The following is a 15,939-nucleotide window of genomic DNA, read 5'->3' on the forward strand; positions in this document are numbered from 1 at the left end:
TCTGCTCAAGCCGTACCGGGCCGGTTAATTGTCAGGAAGTGACGCACGACGGGCTTTTCCGGGCCGCTGTGATAAGCGAGCACTTTACCCTGCAGATCGGCATCGGCATTCGAGACCCGCTTGTGCTGGCGCAGATGCTCGGCCCAGGATTCGACCATGAACCATTCCACCAGTTTTTCCGGATCGCCGCTGTCTTCGGTCACACCCCATCCATAGGCACCATCTCGGCGGCGTTCCTGGGAGAGTTCGTCGAGAGCATGCAGGAAGGCTGTACGGTGGTGCTTTTCGACATGGTATTCGATGAGGATCAGCACAGGGCCGCGGTCATGGGCGACGGGTTCCGCAACAAGCGGCTCGGGCCAGTGGTTGGATGGGATCATGTCAGCATCGCCAGTCGGCAGTTTCAGGCGGTGCATGATCACGCCGGCGACGAGCAATCCGGCAGCGCCGATCAGCAGCGTTCCTTGAATGCCGGCAGCTTCAGCGACCGCACCCCAGCCAAGACTGCCTGCCGTCATCGCGCCATTAAAGACGGTAAGGTAGACGGCAAGTCCGCGGCCACGCACCCAGTTGGGCAGGATGGATTGGGCAGCACCATTGAGCGTGGTGAGAGCCGTGATCCAGGCGGCGCCAAGGAAAAGAAGAACGACGATGGCGAGCCATTTCGGAGGGGCGAGTGCAAGCGCTCCCATGACCAGCGCAGTGATGATCGCCGCACCGAGCAGAAGACCATCGGCATCGAGACGCTGACGAAGCTTTGGCATGATCAGCGCACCGCCGATGGCACCGGCACCGACCGCACCAAGCAGGATGCCGTAGAAGCTGGCATCACCGCCAAGCAACTGCCGCGCTACCAGCGGCAGGAGCGCCCAGACGGCACTGGCAAAGGCGAAGAAGATCGCGGCACGGACAAGCACGACATGCAGCGGACGGCTGGCACGGGTGTATCGAAGGCCGGCGCGGAATGCGCCGAAGAAACCTTCTGCAAGTGCATCATTGGCGTTCTTTGCCCGCGGCCACCAGACGAGAGCGGCGATGACAACGATATAGCTCGCAACGTCCGCACCATAGGTGACACCTGCCCCGAAGGCGGCAAGCAGGAGACCACCGGCAGCCGGGCCGATCGACCGGGCGATATTGATGCCGAGTGAATTCAATGCCACGGCGCTTTTGACATCCTGTCGCGGCACGAGTTCGGGAACGATCGCCTGCCATGTCGGCCCCATCAACGCCGCGCCGATGCCGCCGACGAATGTGAGCGCGATCAGCGAGCTGATCGACAGAAGGCCGGTATGGGCGAGCGCCATCAGCGTGAGGCTAACCGATGCCAGCAGGATCTGCACCGCGATCAGGAATTTGCGGCGGTCGAGAATGTCGGTGAGTACGCCCGCCGGAATGGCGAGCAGGAAGATCGGCAGCGTGCCTGCCGCCTGAACCATGGCAACGGCGGCCGGCGATGCGGAAAGATCCGTCATCAGCCAGGAGCTTGCGACATCACGCATGAAGCTGCCGGTATTGCCGAGAACCGTGGCCGCCCAGAGGACAGCGAAGACCGGTTGGGCGAGCGGGGCAAAGCTGCCTCCGCCAGACTTGGATGTTGCGGCGCTCATTTGCCTTGTCCTTTAGTCAGATCGATTGCGGCGACGATGACGAAAGCGCCAGCGAGGCCGAGATGTTCGAAGAAGGCATTCGTGGCCATCATGCGATCCATCCCGGGTGCCATTTCCCAGAAGCGAAGGGCAATGAAGGTTGCGAGAAGCGTGAAGCCCGACAACGCAAGCGCGCCTGCCCAGCGCAGGAAGCCGGACACGACCATGGCGGAGGCGGTCAGTTCGAAGGCGATGACGGCAACGGCGAAGAAGCCGGCCGGATGCAGGCCGAAATGCTCCATTTCGGCCAGAGCGCCGTTGAAATCGAAGATCTTGGTCAGCGGCCCCTGGATATAGGCAGCGCAAAGAGCCAGAAGTGCGATTGAGCGCGTCGCAGGGGCGGTGACTACACGGGTGAGCAATGTGCCCGGGCGCGTTGCGGCTGGAGAATGATCGGTCATGTCTGCTCCTCTAGGGTTTGGCCGGTCGAGCCGAGCGGCGCTGTTGTCTGTTGATGGAGCGATATTGGCCGGAAAGATTGCCGCCAACAATTGCAGTAAAAATTCAGATTTAATTGCGAAAATCGCAATTAAATCTATCGAATAGGCTGTCACCTAGGACAGAAAGGCCCCTCCCCACCCTCCCCACAAGGGTGAGGGCTTAACCCAGCTGATCCGCCGAAGCTCAATCGAGTCAGGCGCTTGCGGTTGGTTTTCTCCCCCTTGTGGGGGAGATGGCCGGCAGGCCAGAGGGGGGGGTGCTTCTTATCCGACAGCCCTATGCCCCGGCCTCACACCGCCCAGCAGGAGCATCCGAGCGCACCGAAGAAGCCCTTCATATCCGCGATCGGCAGTTTCGAGGTCCATGCGCCGGCGTGGTCATGACCATGGACGCCGCAGTCGCTGGCGCAGCCGCATGTCGAAATCGCCGTGCGGCGCAACGAGCGGGCACCGGCGCCTTCCGGCTCGCCCCAGGCGGCGTAACCACCGAACTTGCGCACCGGCGACCAGTCCGGCATGGCAGGCGGAATATTGCTTTCGTCGAGTGCGGAAAATTCACCTGCGCCGTAGACGATCTTGCCGCCGACCATAGTCAGGTCCGAGGTCAGGAATGAGATCTCGTCCTCGGCGCAGGAGAAAAAGTCCTTGTCCGGCACGACGAGATCGGCGAACTGGCCCTTTTCGATGCGGCCCTTCTTGCCCTCTTCGTTGGAGAACCAGGTGACCTTTTCGGTCCACATGCGCAGCGCGGTTTCGCGGTCGAGGCAATTGGCGCGCGGATAAAGCTGCATGCCGCCGACAGTCTTGCCGGTCACCATCCACGAAAGCGATACCCACGGATTATAGGAAGCGACGCGGGTGGCATCCGTGCCGGCCGAAACGTTGACGCCCTTGTCGAGCATGCGGCGGATCGGCGGCGTGGCTTCGGCAACGCCGTGTCCGTAACGCTCGACGAAATATTCGCCCTGATAGGCCATGCGATGCTGGGTGGCGATGCCGCCGCCAAGCGCTGCGATGCGGTCGATCGAGCGTTCCGAGATGGTCTCGGCATGATCGAAGAACCAGTTGAGGCCTTCGAGCGGGATATCCTTGTTGACCTTCTCAAACACATCGAGAGAGCGCGAGATGGTTTCGTCATAGGTGGCGTGCATGCGCCAAGGCCAGCGGTTTTCGGCCAGAACCCGCACGACCTCTTCCAGCTCCCCTTCCATTTCCGGGCCCATTTCCGGGCGCGGCTGACGGAAATCCTCGAAATCAGCAGCGGAGAAAACGAGCATTTCTCCGGCACCGTTGTGGCGGAAATAATCGTTGCCCTGCTTGTATTTGACCGACTGCGTCCAGTTGAGGAAATCTTCCTTCTCTTCCTTCGGCTTCTGGGTGAAGAGATTGTAGGCAAGCCGAACGGTGAGCTGGTTTTCATCCGAAAGCTTCTGGATGACTTCGTAATCGTCCGGGTAATTTTGGTTTCCACCGCCGGCATCGATGACACCGGTAATGCCGAGGCGATTGAGTTCGCGCATGAAATGGCGGGTGGAGTTGACCTGATAGTCGAAGGGCAGTTTCGGCCCCTTGGCCAGCGTCGAATAGAGGATGCCGGCATTCGGCTTGGCGAGCAGCATACCGGTCGGGTTGCCGTTGGCATCGCGGGTGATCTCGCCGCCATGCGGGTTCGGCGTATCGCGGGTGTAACCGACGGCGCGAAGAGCAGCGCCGTTCAGCAGCGCTCGGTCATAAAGATGCAGCAGGAAGACCGGCGTATCGGGGGCGATCGCATTAATTTCCTCGATGGTCGGCAGGCGCTTTTCGGCGAACTGATGCTCAGTAAAGCCGCCGACGACGCGCACCCATTGCGGGGCGGGCGTGATCGCTACCTGGCGCTTGAGCATGTCCATGGCATCCGCCAGCGAGCGGACGCCATCCCAGCGCAGCTCCATATTGTAGTTGAGGCCGCCGCGCACGACGTGGGTGTGGTTGTCGATCAGGCCGGGCAGGACGCGCTTGCCCTTGAGATCGACTATCTTCGTGTCGGGACCGGCAAGCGCCATGATCTCGGCATCGGTGCCGACCTCCTGGAACAGGCCATCCTTGATGGCGATGGCCGTGGCATTTGGATTGGTGCGGTCGAGCGTGGTGACCCGGCCGTTATGGAGAATGGTGTCGGGATTCATCGTATCGGTTCCGGTTTTGACGGGATCGGCAGCGCGGGCCGACGAAAAAAGCGAAGGAAAGGCGAGGCTGGACGCCGCGCCGAGAAGGGTTCGGCGCGTCGGCATCAGCCTTGCTCCTTTGTCGATGAGATCTGACTACCGGCGAGATCGGCAGTGCGCTCATTGCCCTTGGGCATGTGGCCGAACATGTGCGGCTTGATCTGCTGGATCCATGAGATCGCCGCGGGCTCCTTGGCCCACAGGGTTTTCGCCAGGGGAATGATCTGTTCGCCGACAAGAATGCCGAGCAGACCGACGAGAGCGATGACCGGCGGCGCTGGCGAACGAACGTTGAGCAGGCTGTAGACGATGCCGACCAGAAGACCGGCGCCAAGAGACAGAAGATAGACTTTCATGGGGAAACCTCCTCGGTGACAGAAAACCGCTCCGATCAGGGGCTATCGGAGCGGTTTCATCAGGCCCTACTTGTTGGCGGGGTTCGGGCCGATGCGCTTGCCGTGGGTGACGCGCTCGGCAGCGTCGTGAACCATAGTGTAGGCATAATCGATGCCCATGCCGTAGGCGCCGGAATGTTCCTTGGCGAGCGAGGTGACGGCGTCATAGGTTTCGCGGTGCGCCCAGTCGCGCTGCCATTCGAGCAGCACCTGCTGCCAGGTGACCGGGATAACACCAGCCTGAACCATGCGGTCCATCGCGTATTTGTGGGCGTCGGCCGTCGTGCCGCCGGAGGCATCGGCAACCATGTAGATTTCGAAGTCGGAGCGGTCGTTCAGTGCAGACAGCGCGAAGGTCGTATTGCAGACTTCGGTCCACAGGCCCGAAACGACGATCTTCTTACGGCCATTTGCTGCGTTCCTGTCAAGCGCGTCACGAACGTTCTGATCATCCCAGGAATTCATCGAGGTGCGTTCGAGGATATCGTTTTCAGGGAAGACGGACAGCAGTTCCGGGAAAGTGTGGCCGGAGAAGGAGAGCGTCTCGACCGTGGTGATGGTGGTCGGGATGTCGAAAATCTTGGCGGCCTTGGCGAGGCCGACGACATTGTTCTTCAGCACCTGGCGGTCCATCGACTGAACGCCGAAAGCCATCTGCGGCTGCTGGTCGATGAAGATAAGCTGGCTGTTCTTCGGGGTCAGGACTTCGAGCTTGGACATTTTAAGGTTCCTCTGTGCGTTTTTTGAACCGCTGATGCGGCAGGTTTTGACTTGGCAGCAGCACCCCGCGGGCGCCGGGGTGTCGGCGCTCGTTTCAGGAAGTTCTCAAGTTCTCGGAGCCTTTCAGGCTTTGCCGCTCCGTTCACTCTCGTTCATCTTGGCTGCTGAGAAGGAACCTAAAGCGATTTTGAAATTCACGGAATTGCAATATTAATTTCGAATGAATTGCGATTTTCGAAACAATGTAGTTGCACCTTCTCTACAGCTCGCATCGTTGGCCGTGGCCAAACACTCATTCGGCGCTCTGCGGAAAATTGCTTAATTACCGGCAAGGGTCTTGTCTTAAAGTCCTGCGGATTGAACGTTAGGAACGTTAGTTTGACAGACGGCAAGAACGGCCGCGGGGCTGCAGACCTCTGCGCCGGCAGCCGATAGCGTTTAAATCAGCGGCTTCCGCTCAGGCGTTGCGCCGCCAGTGCCCGGGCGTCGTTCCCACGACATTGGTGAAAACGCGGGTAAAATGGCTCTGGTCGGCAAAACCGCAGGCGATGGCCACTTCGGAAAGCGGCGCCTCCGAACCTTTCAGCAATTCGCGTGCGCGCATTATCCGCTCATTGAGGAGCCATTGATAGGGTGTCACGCCGGTCGTTTCGCGAAAGGCGCGGATAAAATAGCCTCGCGACAGATTGCAGGCACGCGAGACATCCAGAATGGATATGTCTCCATCGAGGTTTTCGAGAAGAAGATTCTTGGCAAGCGCCTCATGTGCACGCGACAGTTTCCTTGATCGGCTCAAGGGTGGCTGTATCTTGCCGCCGTAACGCTGGACCAGATGCGTGCCGATCGCCGTTGCCAACTGATCGACGAACAGCTTGCTCGCTTCCTCCGGTCGCTCCAACGCCGGGATCAGCGCGCGCACCAGATTGGCAAGCACCGGGTCGATCGACGCGGTTTCCGCGTCCAACATTGCGACGCCGGAAAAATCGGCCTCCTCGGCAATCTTTCTCAGCGACGCCGGGGAGATTTCAAGCAGGAGCATGTCAAATGCCCCGATGAGATCGGCCCTGTAGGGTTCGGCGAGATTGCGGATGTAGAGCGAATTTTCTTCAAAGGCGTGGGTGGTCGAATGATGTTCGTGGAAGATCCGGCGTGTGTGACCTGCAAGCGTGGATATGCCGATGGCAAAACCACGATCGCTGGCAGGCGTTACGACCTGCTCGATCCTGTTCTCACGCGTGCCCTTGCGGAAAAAAGAGATATCCGCCCCCTGGAGAGATTGATCCTTGTAGAGTTTGTCGAAAGGGCATCCGAAACTGTCGGTTTTCTGGCCGGCAGAATATTTCGACCCGCTAATGGATTTACGGAGCAAGGGGCACTACTTTCTCTTTCAACCGCTTATGGGTGACACGCTATTTGATGCCATGGCTGCGAGATTTAGTCTATTCCGTTCTATACCGCACATGATTGTCGATTATGATTGATTACGCCATACCGCTTCAGTCGAAATGGCTAACCGGACCCTGCAACCTTTCTCAATACCCGTCACGAACGGCACAGAAGCTGCCGAAACGGGAACAAGCGAGACGCATGTGAGTGAAGCATTGCCCGTAGGCGAGAGGATTGCCGAATATTTCGGAACGGACAATGCCCGCCTGATGGTGACCAGGCCGCTGCGGCGGGCGGAACTGTCCATCACCCATCTCTGGCGCAATTACGAGGATGTCGACCAGCCGGTTATCCTGCCGGCCGATGACGCCTTTCTCGTCGTACTCTATCTGACAGATGTCGAGCATCGCGATGTCTGGCCGGACAGGCCGGCGGCACCGATAAAGTCTTATCCGAAAGGCTCCATCTGCCTGATCAGCCTGAGACAGGGAGCGGGCATTGCGATACGCGGCGGCTTCGAAGCGCTTGTCTTCCATATTCCGCGCCAGCACCTGGCAGAGCTTGCCGACGAGGCGGGCGAACCGCGCGTCGAGGATCTGGCGATCTGTCGGGGGATCGAGGATCGCACCGTGCATAATATCGGCGCGGCCCTGATGCCGCTTTTCGACATGGCCGATGATGTGCGCGACCGGTTGCTTGTGCATGTGGCGCTGGCGTTCAACGCCCATATTGCCAAGCGCTACGGACGCTCCCGGCATCAACATTGAAACGCCGCGGTCACTGGGACACGCGGCGTTTCAATTTTTGTTGTTCTACCAGCCGTTACGCAGCCAACGGCTCAAGATTGGCCTCAATGCGGTCGCGGAAGGGCTCGTACTGAGTCGGCAGCTTCAGCACTTCACCAAGATGCGCGGTATCCTCGTCACGGTTGAAGCCAGGCTCGTTCGTGGCAATCTCGAACAGCACGCCGCCCGGCGTGCGGAAGTAGATCGCCCAGAAATAGTCGCGGTCGATGACCGGGGTTACCTGATAGCCGGTATCCATCAGCGCTTTTCTGACTTCGAGCTGCTTTTCACGGTTGTCGACGGCAAAGGCGATGTGATGCACCGAGCCTGCACCCTGACGGGCGAAGGGCGTTTTCGGCAGGGAAACCAGATCGATCGTATCGGCGCCATTGCCGCCGGGGATGATGAAGCGGGTGACATCACCTTCGGTTTCGGCGCGCTGATAGCCCATGAAGCCGATCAGTTCTTCCGTCGCCGCCGTGTCGTGCAGGTTGAAACGTGCACCGGCAAAACCGCGGATCGCCGCATCATCGGGGATCCCTTCCGCAAGCCAGGGCTTGCGGCCGTCATCGGCAGATTCGATCAATGCCAGCGCATCGCCATCCGGCCCCATGAACCGCAACCGGTTGGCACCGAAGACGGTATCGGTTTCAAGCCCGCTGACGCCCTGTGCAGCAAATCGGTCCTGCCAAAACTTCAATCCGCCCTTGGGGATCGAAAACTGGGTTTCGCCGACTTCGCCGACGCCCGGGCGGCCAAGCATCATGTGCTGGAACGGGAAATAGGTCATGACCGTGCCGGCAGAGCCGTTTTCGTCACCGTAATAAAGGTGGTAGACGCTGGGATCGTCGAAATTGACGGTCTGCTTGACCCGGCGCAGGCCGAGCGTTTCGGTGAAGAAGCGGTTGTTCTGACGGGCATCCGACGCCATAGACGTGACGTGGTGCAGTCCCTTGATATCCTTGATCATCTGAGTGCCTTTCTTTCTCGGCGGTTGTCTGTGTTCGTGGACAGAGATTTAGGCCGATTGATCAGCGCGCGGAATTGCAATATTGCTTTCGATTGAGTTGCAATTTTTGAAATAATCAGATGAACGATTACAAAGCCCTCAGGATCTTTCTGCTTGCCGCCGAAAAGCGAAATTTCGCCCAGGTCGCCCGTGAACTCGACATGACGCCGGCCGCGGTGACGCGTGCCATCGCTGCGCTGGAAACCGATCTTGGCGTCCAGCTTTTCGTCAGAACCACGCGGCAGGTTTCACTGACGACGGACGGTGCGGTTTTTGCGGCGCAGGTCCAGCCGGCCATAGAGGCGCTTGAAAATGCGCGCCGGGATGTGATGAACGCCCACAAGACCGATGAGGGGCGGCTGCGGATAAGCGCCCCCACATGGTTCGGCAAGGCGGTGCTGCCGCCGATCCTTTCGGGCTTCAAGGAACGTTATCCGAAGATGAGCTTCGAGATCTCGCTCTCCGATGGTCTCGTCAACATCGTCGACGACGATTACGATCTGGCGATCCGCATCTCGTCCCAGCCCTCAGACAAGTTCACCATCTGGCGCAAGATCCGCGTTGTGCCGCGCATTTTGGTTGCCGCTCCCGGCAGCCGTTTCGTCGACATGCAGCATCCGAGCGAGCTTTCGCCTGACGATTGCCTTGCCTATAGCGGCGAGAGCCGGCGGGAGAACTGGGTGCTTTCGGATGGCGGCTCAAGCATGACGATTTCGGCCGGTCGCGCCTTCAGCGCCAACAATGGCGAGGTGCTTGCAGACATGGCGGCCGACGGCGCCGGCGTTGCGATGCTGCCCGGCTTCCACATTGCCGAACACTTGAGAACCGGTCGCCTCGTTCATGTGCTGCAGGGCTGGGCGCCGCCGGAACTCTGGCTGACGCTTTATTATCCGCCCTATCAGGCCCTGCCGCCGCGCATCGCCTCCTTCTCGAAATTTTTCGAGGAACAGGTGGCGTCCTACATGGTCATGCTTGATTGAGGAGCGATCCCCGACTGACCTAAATGCCCAGCCCGGCAGCGCGGGTGCGATGCACGCCTTGCGGCACGAAGGCGAATTGATCCTTGAGGCCTAGAAGGTCGGCGGCGAGATGCAGGGTCGAAAGCCACATTTCGGTGCCCTGCAGGCCGGCCTGCTGACCATCCGCGAAGGCAAAACCGGTCCCGGCCTGCCACCGTTCCGGCGCGCGCAGGATGATGGCTTCAGCCACGAGCTCTGCCTGGGCGCGCATGAAATCCGTCTGCTTGAGGCAAAGCCGGAGCGGGTGGATCGTGTCGAGCAGGTTGCAGGCGGTGTAGTTTTCGCCGGAAAAACCCTCGTAATTCCGGTAGTGGGTCAGAACCGAATTGATCGCAGCATCCGGATGCGGAACGGGCAAGCCGAATTGCGCATAGCTTCCACGCGTGAGGCGATAAAAGCCGTTGATAGGCTGGAGAAGCCCCTGCTCCGCGGTCGGATGCCCCCAAAGGCCGGTGGCGCGGTCGGCATGGGTTGCCAGCCAGCCGAACAGGACTTCACGCCCCCTGTCTCGCCCCTCGCCGCTTTCGAAATAGCGCGCATTGAAATAAAGCGCCGTCGCGATGCCATCGATGCGATCGCCGCAACGCCAGGCGCGCTTTTTCCACGGCAAGGCGTCCAGCCAGTCGCATAGGGCGACCGCATCCATTTCCGCACTGGCGACCCGGTATTTCGGTCTGGATCCGAGGATTTCGAGAGCATAGCCGACTGCCAGCACGTTATAGAGAGAGAGGTTATCCTCCAGAACCGGCAGAGACGGATCGGCGGGTGTGTAGGGATCGGGAAACAACCCGGTCTGCGAGTCCTGCATCGATTGCAGGCGATCGATGATCGCCTTCGCCTCGTCGCCGGAAGGCGGAGCACCAAAACCTGCGGCAATTTCGATCGCGTCGCATTGATGCCGGGAACTCTCGCTGGCGACACCGCTGGCATCCGGCGAGACATAACCTTCAGGCCGGCGATAATGGTTCAGGACATCCCGCCACTGGCTTTCCGCCATGCCACTGATCGAACGAAGCGCTTTTTCCACTTCGCCGCGGCGGGACTTTGCAGCCACCGGCTTTTCGCCGCGACGGCGGATGAGCTTTGCCGGCACGCCGGCCATGATCGCCAGCGGCGGCACATCCTTGTTGACGACCGCGCCTGCCGCGATCACCGCTCCGTTGCCGATCGTCACGCCATCGAGAACGACCGCATTGGCGCCGATCCAGACATCGTCGCCGATGACGATGCCCTTGATCTCGTGCGGCTGGTCATTGATGGGCGTGTCGGGGTCATCGAAACCGTGATTGAAGCCGACGATCGAGACCAGCGAGGCGATCCGCACGCCGTCCCCGAAACGCACCTTTCCCGAGAGGCAGGCATAGGCATTGACCGAGCAGTTCGAGCCGAGTTCGATATCTCCGCGAACCAGCGCATGGGCCGCGATCCACGAACGGTGGCCGACGATGAGCGACGTGGTGAAGATGCGCGCATCCTCGGCGATATAGGCCGTATCGGCAATCCGCGCATTGGCAGAGCGCGCAAGCTTCTGCTTCAACGCCCTCTGGTCAGCACCGTCGGTTTCAGCCGGCTTGCGCTCCCAAGTCATGAACTCCAGCCGGGCCTTGCGCTCCAGAACCGCCTCGTCCGTATCAGGGTCTGCCTGCATTGCGTGGTTCATCCGATTTTCCTGTTCATGCCTGCAGCATCGGGTTCCGTCTGCCGGAGCAAGGGATCAGCCGAGGATTACCTGCGGCTCGCTAACCCCGCGGACGGAGAGTTTGCGCTCGAAGGTCATGCCGGCCAGCGGTTCGGCCTCGCGTGCCTCGGCGCCCATGCCTTGGCAGGCCGAGGTGGCAAAAAGGCTCTGCATATCCGCACCGCCGAAAGCCGGGCAGGATATGCGCGTCGCCTCGAAATATTCGGCGGCGATTTCCTCTCCGCTCTCCCATGCGTAACAGGCCACCCGGCGCGCGCCCCATTGGGCACTCCACAGGTTACCCGCGGCGTCGATTACTGCGCCATCGGGATTGAGGCCTACCTCGGTCAGATCGACGAACAGGTCCGGTTCACCCGAGGGCCAGCCTTGCCCATCCAGCCGGACACGCCAGATCTTTTTCAGGCGGGTATCGGAGAAATAGGCAAGCGAACGCTCCGCATCGAAGCAGATGGCATTGGTGATGCTGATCCTGTCGAAGACAATGCGGAACTCGCCGCGCCAGTAACGCCAGATCGCTCCGGCTTCCTGTTCCGAGCGCTTGCCCATCGTGCCGATCCAGAAACCACCATGGGGGTCTGCCCTACCATCATTGGATCGCAGGATCGGATCATGCGGGAATGCGGCGACGGGCTCGCATTTTCCGGATACGAGATTGAAGCTCGAAAGGCCGCTTTCTCCCGCGACCAGCAATTCATCGGTGGAAAGCCAGCCGGCGGCCGACACGTTCTCATCGAATGCCCATTCAAGCGGCTTGTCGCCTTCCCGGCTCAAGAGCAGATTGTTGACGATATCGAACCAGAAGAATTGCTGACGCTGCGGATGCCAGAAGGCACCCTCCCCGAGTTCGCAACGACGCTGATCGAAAATGTCATTCATGGCCATGACGCCTGCATCCTCCCGAAATGCTGCCGCGCATGTCATCATATGACTAAAATGGCTGCGCTCGATTTCGAGAGATACAGCAGACAAATACCTGCGTCCAGCTTTCGTTTCCCTCAACTTAAAAGCGTCAATTGGACGCAAAACCTCTGGAGATCATCTTTCTGCGATTGATAATAATTGAAATTTGTCATACCTATTTAGGAAGCATGCGGATATGCCGGAAATCGGTTCGACCTATCCGCGGTATCGCGAGGAACAGCTGTGACGGTCCAGACCAAGGTTCGGCAAAAGGGACCGGGATCACTGGTTTCAAAAGTGGGGGCAAGCCTCCGGCACGCCATTTCGAGCGGGCAGTATTCGCCCGGGCAGAAATTGCCGAGCGAGGTGGAGCTGACCGAAACCCACAAGGTGAGCCGCACGGTCATTCGTGAGGCCGTTGCCGCGCTCAAATCGGATGGCATTGTCGAGGTCAGGCAAGGTGCAGGGATTTTCGTGCTCGATCCAGCCTTTCAGATGACACCGGCCCGAATTGTCGACAAGGCACGCGTATCGTCCGATCTCGAAGTGCTGGAAGTCCGTGCACCTTTGGAAATCGAGGCGGCCGGCCTTGCCGCTGCGCGTCGCTCGCCGGCTCAGGAAGAGGCGATCTTCGAATGTCACAGGCAGGTCCTGCGCTGCATCGAGGAAAATGAATCGATCCGTGAGGCCGATCTGGCGCTTCACGTCGCAATCGCCGAGGCGACCAACAATCCACTGTTTCGCCAGCATCTGGAATTTCACGGCACCGCCGTCATCCCTCAATCACGCCCGCTGCCGGACCCGGATTTTGCCGAGCAGACCGCCTATCGCCGCCTGATACACAAGGAACACGAAGCTATCGTCATGGCGATTTCAGATCGCGACGAAGAGGCCGCACGCAACGCCATGCGCGACCACCTGAGAGGCAGCCAGGCCCGCTATCGCGAACTGCTGCGCAACTCGCGTGCCATCCCCGGCTGACCCTCGCTGACCAACCGGGACTAACGATAGGCTCAGCCTATATCGCGACCCCATACTTCGATCTGCGTCAATGCCGGGAAGGGCGAAGGGTCTTCGGCCTTGATCAGGCTATGCAGCTTGACCCACTCCACCTGCTGTTCTTCGATCCTGAAACTCTGCGCATTGCCGGTTTTCACCAGAGAAAAGCTGTGTACCTGTCCGCTCGAGAGCGTGACGCTGGCATTTTTCCACCAGGCATCATGCGGGAAATCGGCACGCAGATAGAGTACGATCTCGTCGACCTTGACGGGCCGGCCGAACTCGACCGTCAGTTCCGCCGCCGGGTCCATATTGATACCCCAGCTGGTATAGGGCCAGCGCCCATGGTCATCATTGGCCTTTTCACCATCGATGGCGTTTCGCGCGGCAAACTGGGTCTCGCCGCGGGTCTGGACATTTGCTTCCGCATGCGGGAACAGCGTCGTATTGCCCTTGTCGTCCCACGGATTGAGCGCAAGATTGCGGCGCTGCGCCACCTCTTCGGCGCGAGCCTTGCGGACATGCAGGCGATGCAGTTCGCCAACGAAAGCGCGCGGCGAATAGGGCGCACGGCGGATATCGAAGGGAACAGCAAGAGCGTAATCCCTGCCCTTCAGGTAGACGAGTGTCGGGCTCATCGCATCATCGAGAGCAAGCACGACATGCCCGGCTTCTGAGGCCTCGACCACAACCCGGTCACCATCTTCGTAAGCGTCACGGAAAATGAGAAATGCCTCGTCCGTATTGGCCGTCTCGCAACGGACAACACCGCTTGCGCCTACTACCTTCAGTCTCAGTTCCATTCCGTCCTCCTCAGACGATCTGCAATTTCAGCTGCTTGCCGACAAGCGGAATGCGCAGCCGATAAATTTTCGAGGGCCATGAAATCGCCAGGCGAGCATCGTCGATCTCGATCGCCTCGATATCGACTTCCCCGCCCCCCTCGATCTCGATGCGGCCCAATTCGCCCACACGAACCGAACCGCCGCGAAGGACCGGCTCATCGCGGGTCATCAGCGACAGGACAGCGGGCAAGTCTCCATCGTGGACATCGGCGATCTCCACACCATGGCCGCGGCGCAGAGAAACGTTGCGGCGATAGGCGCGCAGCCTTGCCTCTTGCGGATAGGCAGCGGCGATATCGAGCGAGATCTCCGCAACTTCGGCCGAAAATTCCGCCTGCATGTCGCGCGCGGCAAAGGCCGCGCCGTCCGACTGCATCACACCACCGAATGTCGGAAGATTGTGAAAGACGGACTGCATCGTCCAGATCTCGTAGCGCCGGGACGAAAACGTCCTCGCCGTATAGGTCTCGACCCCGACATCGATCAGGAACGGCTGGCCGTTCTTGTAGAGCGTGACGCTGCCGACATCATTGTGATTGTGGCTTTCGCCGTTGTTTCCACCCTTGACCGCAAGCGCGAAGCGATCGTCACGGGCGATGTAGAGGCCGATGCCGGGATAGGACGCATCCGCGGCGGGAAGCACGTCCCCTGCAGGCAGTTGCACCTTGGTCAGCAGTTCCTGAACGCGATACCAGAGGTTCCATTCTTCCGGCAGATGCGGCGCCTTGCTCACCGCGCGGTCCCTTACGGCAAAGGCCGCCAGCGCATCCGATCCGACAGCCTTGCCGAACAGGTATTCGCGAGCTGTGCAGGGGTCAATGACGGCAGCGGAATCGGCGAAATTGAAATAATAGCGGCCGTCCACATGCATATGGAGAATGTATTCCGCCATGTTGCGGATCTTGGGCTTTGCCCAGAGCGACGTCATGCAGCCGGGCGCGACGGTGTCGAGGATCGTCATCGCGCCGAACATGCAAAGGGCGGCGTGCCGGTAGTAAACAACGCCCTCCTCGCAGGCGCCGTCTTCGGCATAATCCTTGATGAAACAGTCGAGACTGCCGAGCGCCTTTTCCACGACACGGCGCTTCAATTCATCATCGGTATCGAGGCTGAAGGTCGCGAGGAGAACGTTCTGGGTAATCCAGGCTGTCCAGTTGTTCATGCGCTCCGCACCGTTGCCCATCCACCAAAAATGAGTCCCGAGATAGGGGGCGAGAATTCGAACATGCACTTCATGCTCGATGCGGCGTCGGACAACGGGGCTGACCTCATCCAGCGGTCCGCCAAGCAGCGCCGCCGCGGTGGCGAGCAATGCACCGGTTTCGGCAGCGAAAAGATCGATGACCGGACGCTCGACATCCGGAAGGGGATGGCGCACACCGCCGCGCTCATAGGAATTATGCGCCGGAAGCTGCCAGCCGCTTTCCTCACAGATCAAAATGACGCCATCGACGATCGACGGCAAAAAGCGGCCTGCGCCCTCGACCAGTTCGCCAAGCACAAGATCGTTCAGCATCCGCCGACGGGAGAAATACAGGGCCTCGAAATCCGCCCTGTTGCCGGTAATCGAAAACTGCCGGTAGTCCTCCGCCCTGATCACCGACCATCTGCGACCGGATGCCGCTTCGGCATCCTTGAGCACATGCGCCTTCAATTCATCGGCGACGCCCCGCCATGCATTTCGATCATCAAACCGAGCACCGGGGAGAAATTCTGGGAAAACCGAAGGGATGTGCGCTGCAGCCTCGCGAAACATCGCTTCCTCCTGCCATCAAAACCGCGTGAGACATCGCCTATCATATGTATTTTGGCTTTTCTACAGAATTCATATTATCCATTTAGAAGTTGTTTGACCAATGTCGTGGATATGATATGTCGATCGTGGG

Annotated in this window: 14 protein-coding genes; 3 read left to right on the forward strand and 11 right to left on the reverse strand. The window is 59.8% G+C overall.

What is annotated here, in order from left to right; translation table 11 throughout:
• Positions 1–5: 5 nt before the first annotated feature.
• The 6 genes from GGE33_RS18220 to GGE33_RS18245 all read right to left on the reverse strand — a co-directional run bounded on the left by GGE33_RS18220 (position 6) and on the right by GGE33_RS18245 (position 6,780).
• On the reverse strand, positions 6–1,610 hold the full coding sequence (locus GGE33_RS18220; protein ID WP_183826209.1) for an MFS transporter: 1,605 nt from the start codon (positions 1,608–1,610) through the stop codon (positions 6–8).
• A complete protein-coding gene (locus tag GGE33_RS18225; RefSeq protein ID WP_183826212.1) occupies positions 1,607–2,050 on the reverse strand; it encodes a DoxX family protein in 444 nt (147 codons plus the stop codon). The genes GGE33_RS18220 and GGE33_RS18225 overlap by 4 nt, the downstream gene beginning before the upstream one ends.
• Positions 2,051–2,379: 329 nt before the next feature.
• Positions 2,380–4,362 carry an amidohydrolase gene (locus GGE33_RS18230; RefSeq protein WP_183826216.1) on the reverse strand — a complete coding sequence of 661 codons (1,983 nt, stop codon included), beginning with the start codon at positions 4,360–4,362 and terminating at the stop codon, positions 2,380–2,382.
• Positions 4,362–4,652, reverse strand: a complete 291-nt coding sequence (locus GGE33_RS18235; RefSeq protein ID WP_183826219.1) for a XapX domain-containing protein — start codon at positions 4,650–4,652, stop codon at positions 4,362–4,364. Before GGE33_RS18235 ends, GGE33_RS18230 begins: the two co-directional genes overlap by 1 nt.
• A 66-nt stretch (positions 4,653–4,718) precedes the next feature.
• Positions 4,719–5,411: a hydrolase gene (locus GGE33_RS18240; RefSeq protein WP_183826222.1), complete on the reverse strand. Its 693-nt coding sequence runs from the start codon at positions 5,409–5,411 to the stop codon at positions 4,719–4,721.
• Between the two features lie 457 nt (positions 5,412–5,868).
• Positions 5,869–6,780 carry a helix-turn-helix domain-containing protein gene (locus GGE33_RS18245; RefSeq protein ID WP_210303767.1) on the reverse strand — a complete coding sequence of 304 codons (912 nt, stop codon included), beginning with the start codon at positions 6,778–6,780 and terminating at the stop codon, positions 5,869–5,871.
• Positions 6,781–7,000: 220 nt separating this feature from the next.
• On the opposite strand from GGE33_RS18245, the gene GGE33_RS18250 reads away from it, so the two are divergent.
• Positions 7,001–7,564 (forward strand): hypothetical protein, encoded by a 564-nt coding sequence (locus tag GGE33_RS18250; protein WP_183826226.1) that lies wholly within the window; start codon positions 7,001–7,003, stop codon positions 7,562–7,564.
• 55 nt (positions 7,565–7,619) lie between these two features.
• On the opposite strand, the gene GGE33_RS18255 is transcribed toward GGE33_RS18250, so the two are convergent.
• Entirely contained in the window at positions 7,620–8,552 is a 933-nt protein-coding gene (locus tag GGE33_RS18255) for a VOC family protein (protein WP_183685633.1), read from the reverse strand.
• Positions 8,553–8,671: 119 nt separating this feature from the next.
• On the opposite strand from GGE33_RS18255, the gene GGE33_RS18260 reads away from it, so the two are divergent.
• The gene (locus GGE33_RS18260; RefSeq protein ID WP_183685630.1) at positions 8,672–9,571 is read left to right on the forward strand and encodes a LysR family transcriptional regulator; all 900 of its coding nucleotides are present in this window, start codon (positions 8,672–8,674) and stop codon (positions 9,569–9,571) included.
• Between the two features lie 19 nt (positions 9,572–9,590).
• Here the strand turns inward: GGE33_RS18260 and GGE33_RS18265 are convergent, their stop codons facing one another.
• Both GGE33_RS18265 and GGE33_RS18270 read right to left on the reverse strand, forming a co-directional pair.
• The gene (locus GGE33_RS18265) at positions 9,591–11,270 is read right to left on the reverse strand and encodes an acyltransferase (protein WP_246436241.1); all 1,680 of its coding nucleotides are present in this window, start codon (positions 11,268–11,270) and stop codon (positions 9,591–9,593) included.
• Between the two features lie 54 nt (positions 11,271–11,324).
• Positions 11,325–12,191, reverse strand: a complete 867-nt coding sequence (locus GGE33_RS18270; RefSeq protein ID WP_246436243.1) for an SMP-30/gluconolactonase/LRE family protein — start codon at positions 12,189–12,191, stop codon at positions 11,325–11,327.
• Positions 12,192–12,452: 261 nt separating this feature from the next.
• On the opposite strand from GGE33_RS18270, the gene GGE33_RS18275 reads away from it, so the two are divergent.
• On the forward strand, positions 12,453–13,190 hold the full coding sequence (locus tag GGE33_RS18275; RefSeq protein ID WP_148146991.1) for an FCD domain-containing protein: 738 nt from the start codon (positions 12,453–12,455) through the stop codon (positions 13,188–13,190).
• 32 nt (positions 13,191–13,222) lie between these two features.
• Here GGE33_RS18275 and GGE33_RS18280 read toward each other — a convergent pair whose 3' ends face one another.
• The gene (locus tag GGE33_RS18280; protein WP_183826229.1) at positions 13,223–14,011 is read right to left on the reverse strand and encodes a discoidin domain-containing protein; all 789 of its coding nucleotides are present in this window, start codon (positions 14,009–14,011) and stop codon (positions 13,223–13,225) included.
• A 10-nt stretch (positions 14,012–14,021) separates the two neighbouring features.
• Entirely contained in the window at positions 14,022–15,809 is a 1,788-nt protein-coding gene (locus GGE33_RS18285) for a heparinase II/III domain-containing protein (RefSeq protein WP_183826242.1), read from the reverse strand.
• Positions 15,810–15,939 lie beyond the last annotated feature (130 nt).

This window comes from Aliirhizobium cellulosilyticum, assembly GCF_014198105.1.
In the GTDB taxonomy this organism is placed as follows: domain Bacteria; phylum Pseudomonadota; class Alphaproteobacteria; order Rhizobiales; family Rhizobiaceae; genus Neorhizobium; species Neorhizobium cellulosilyticum.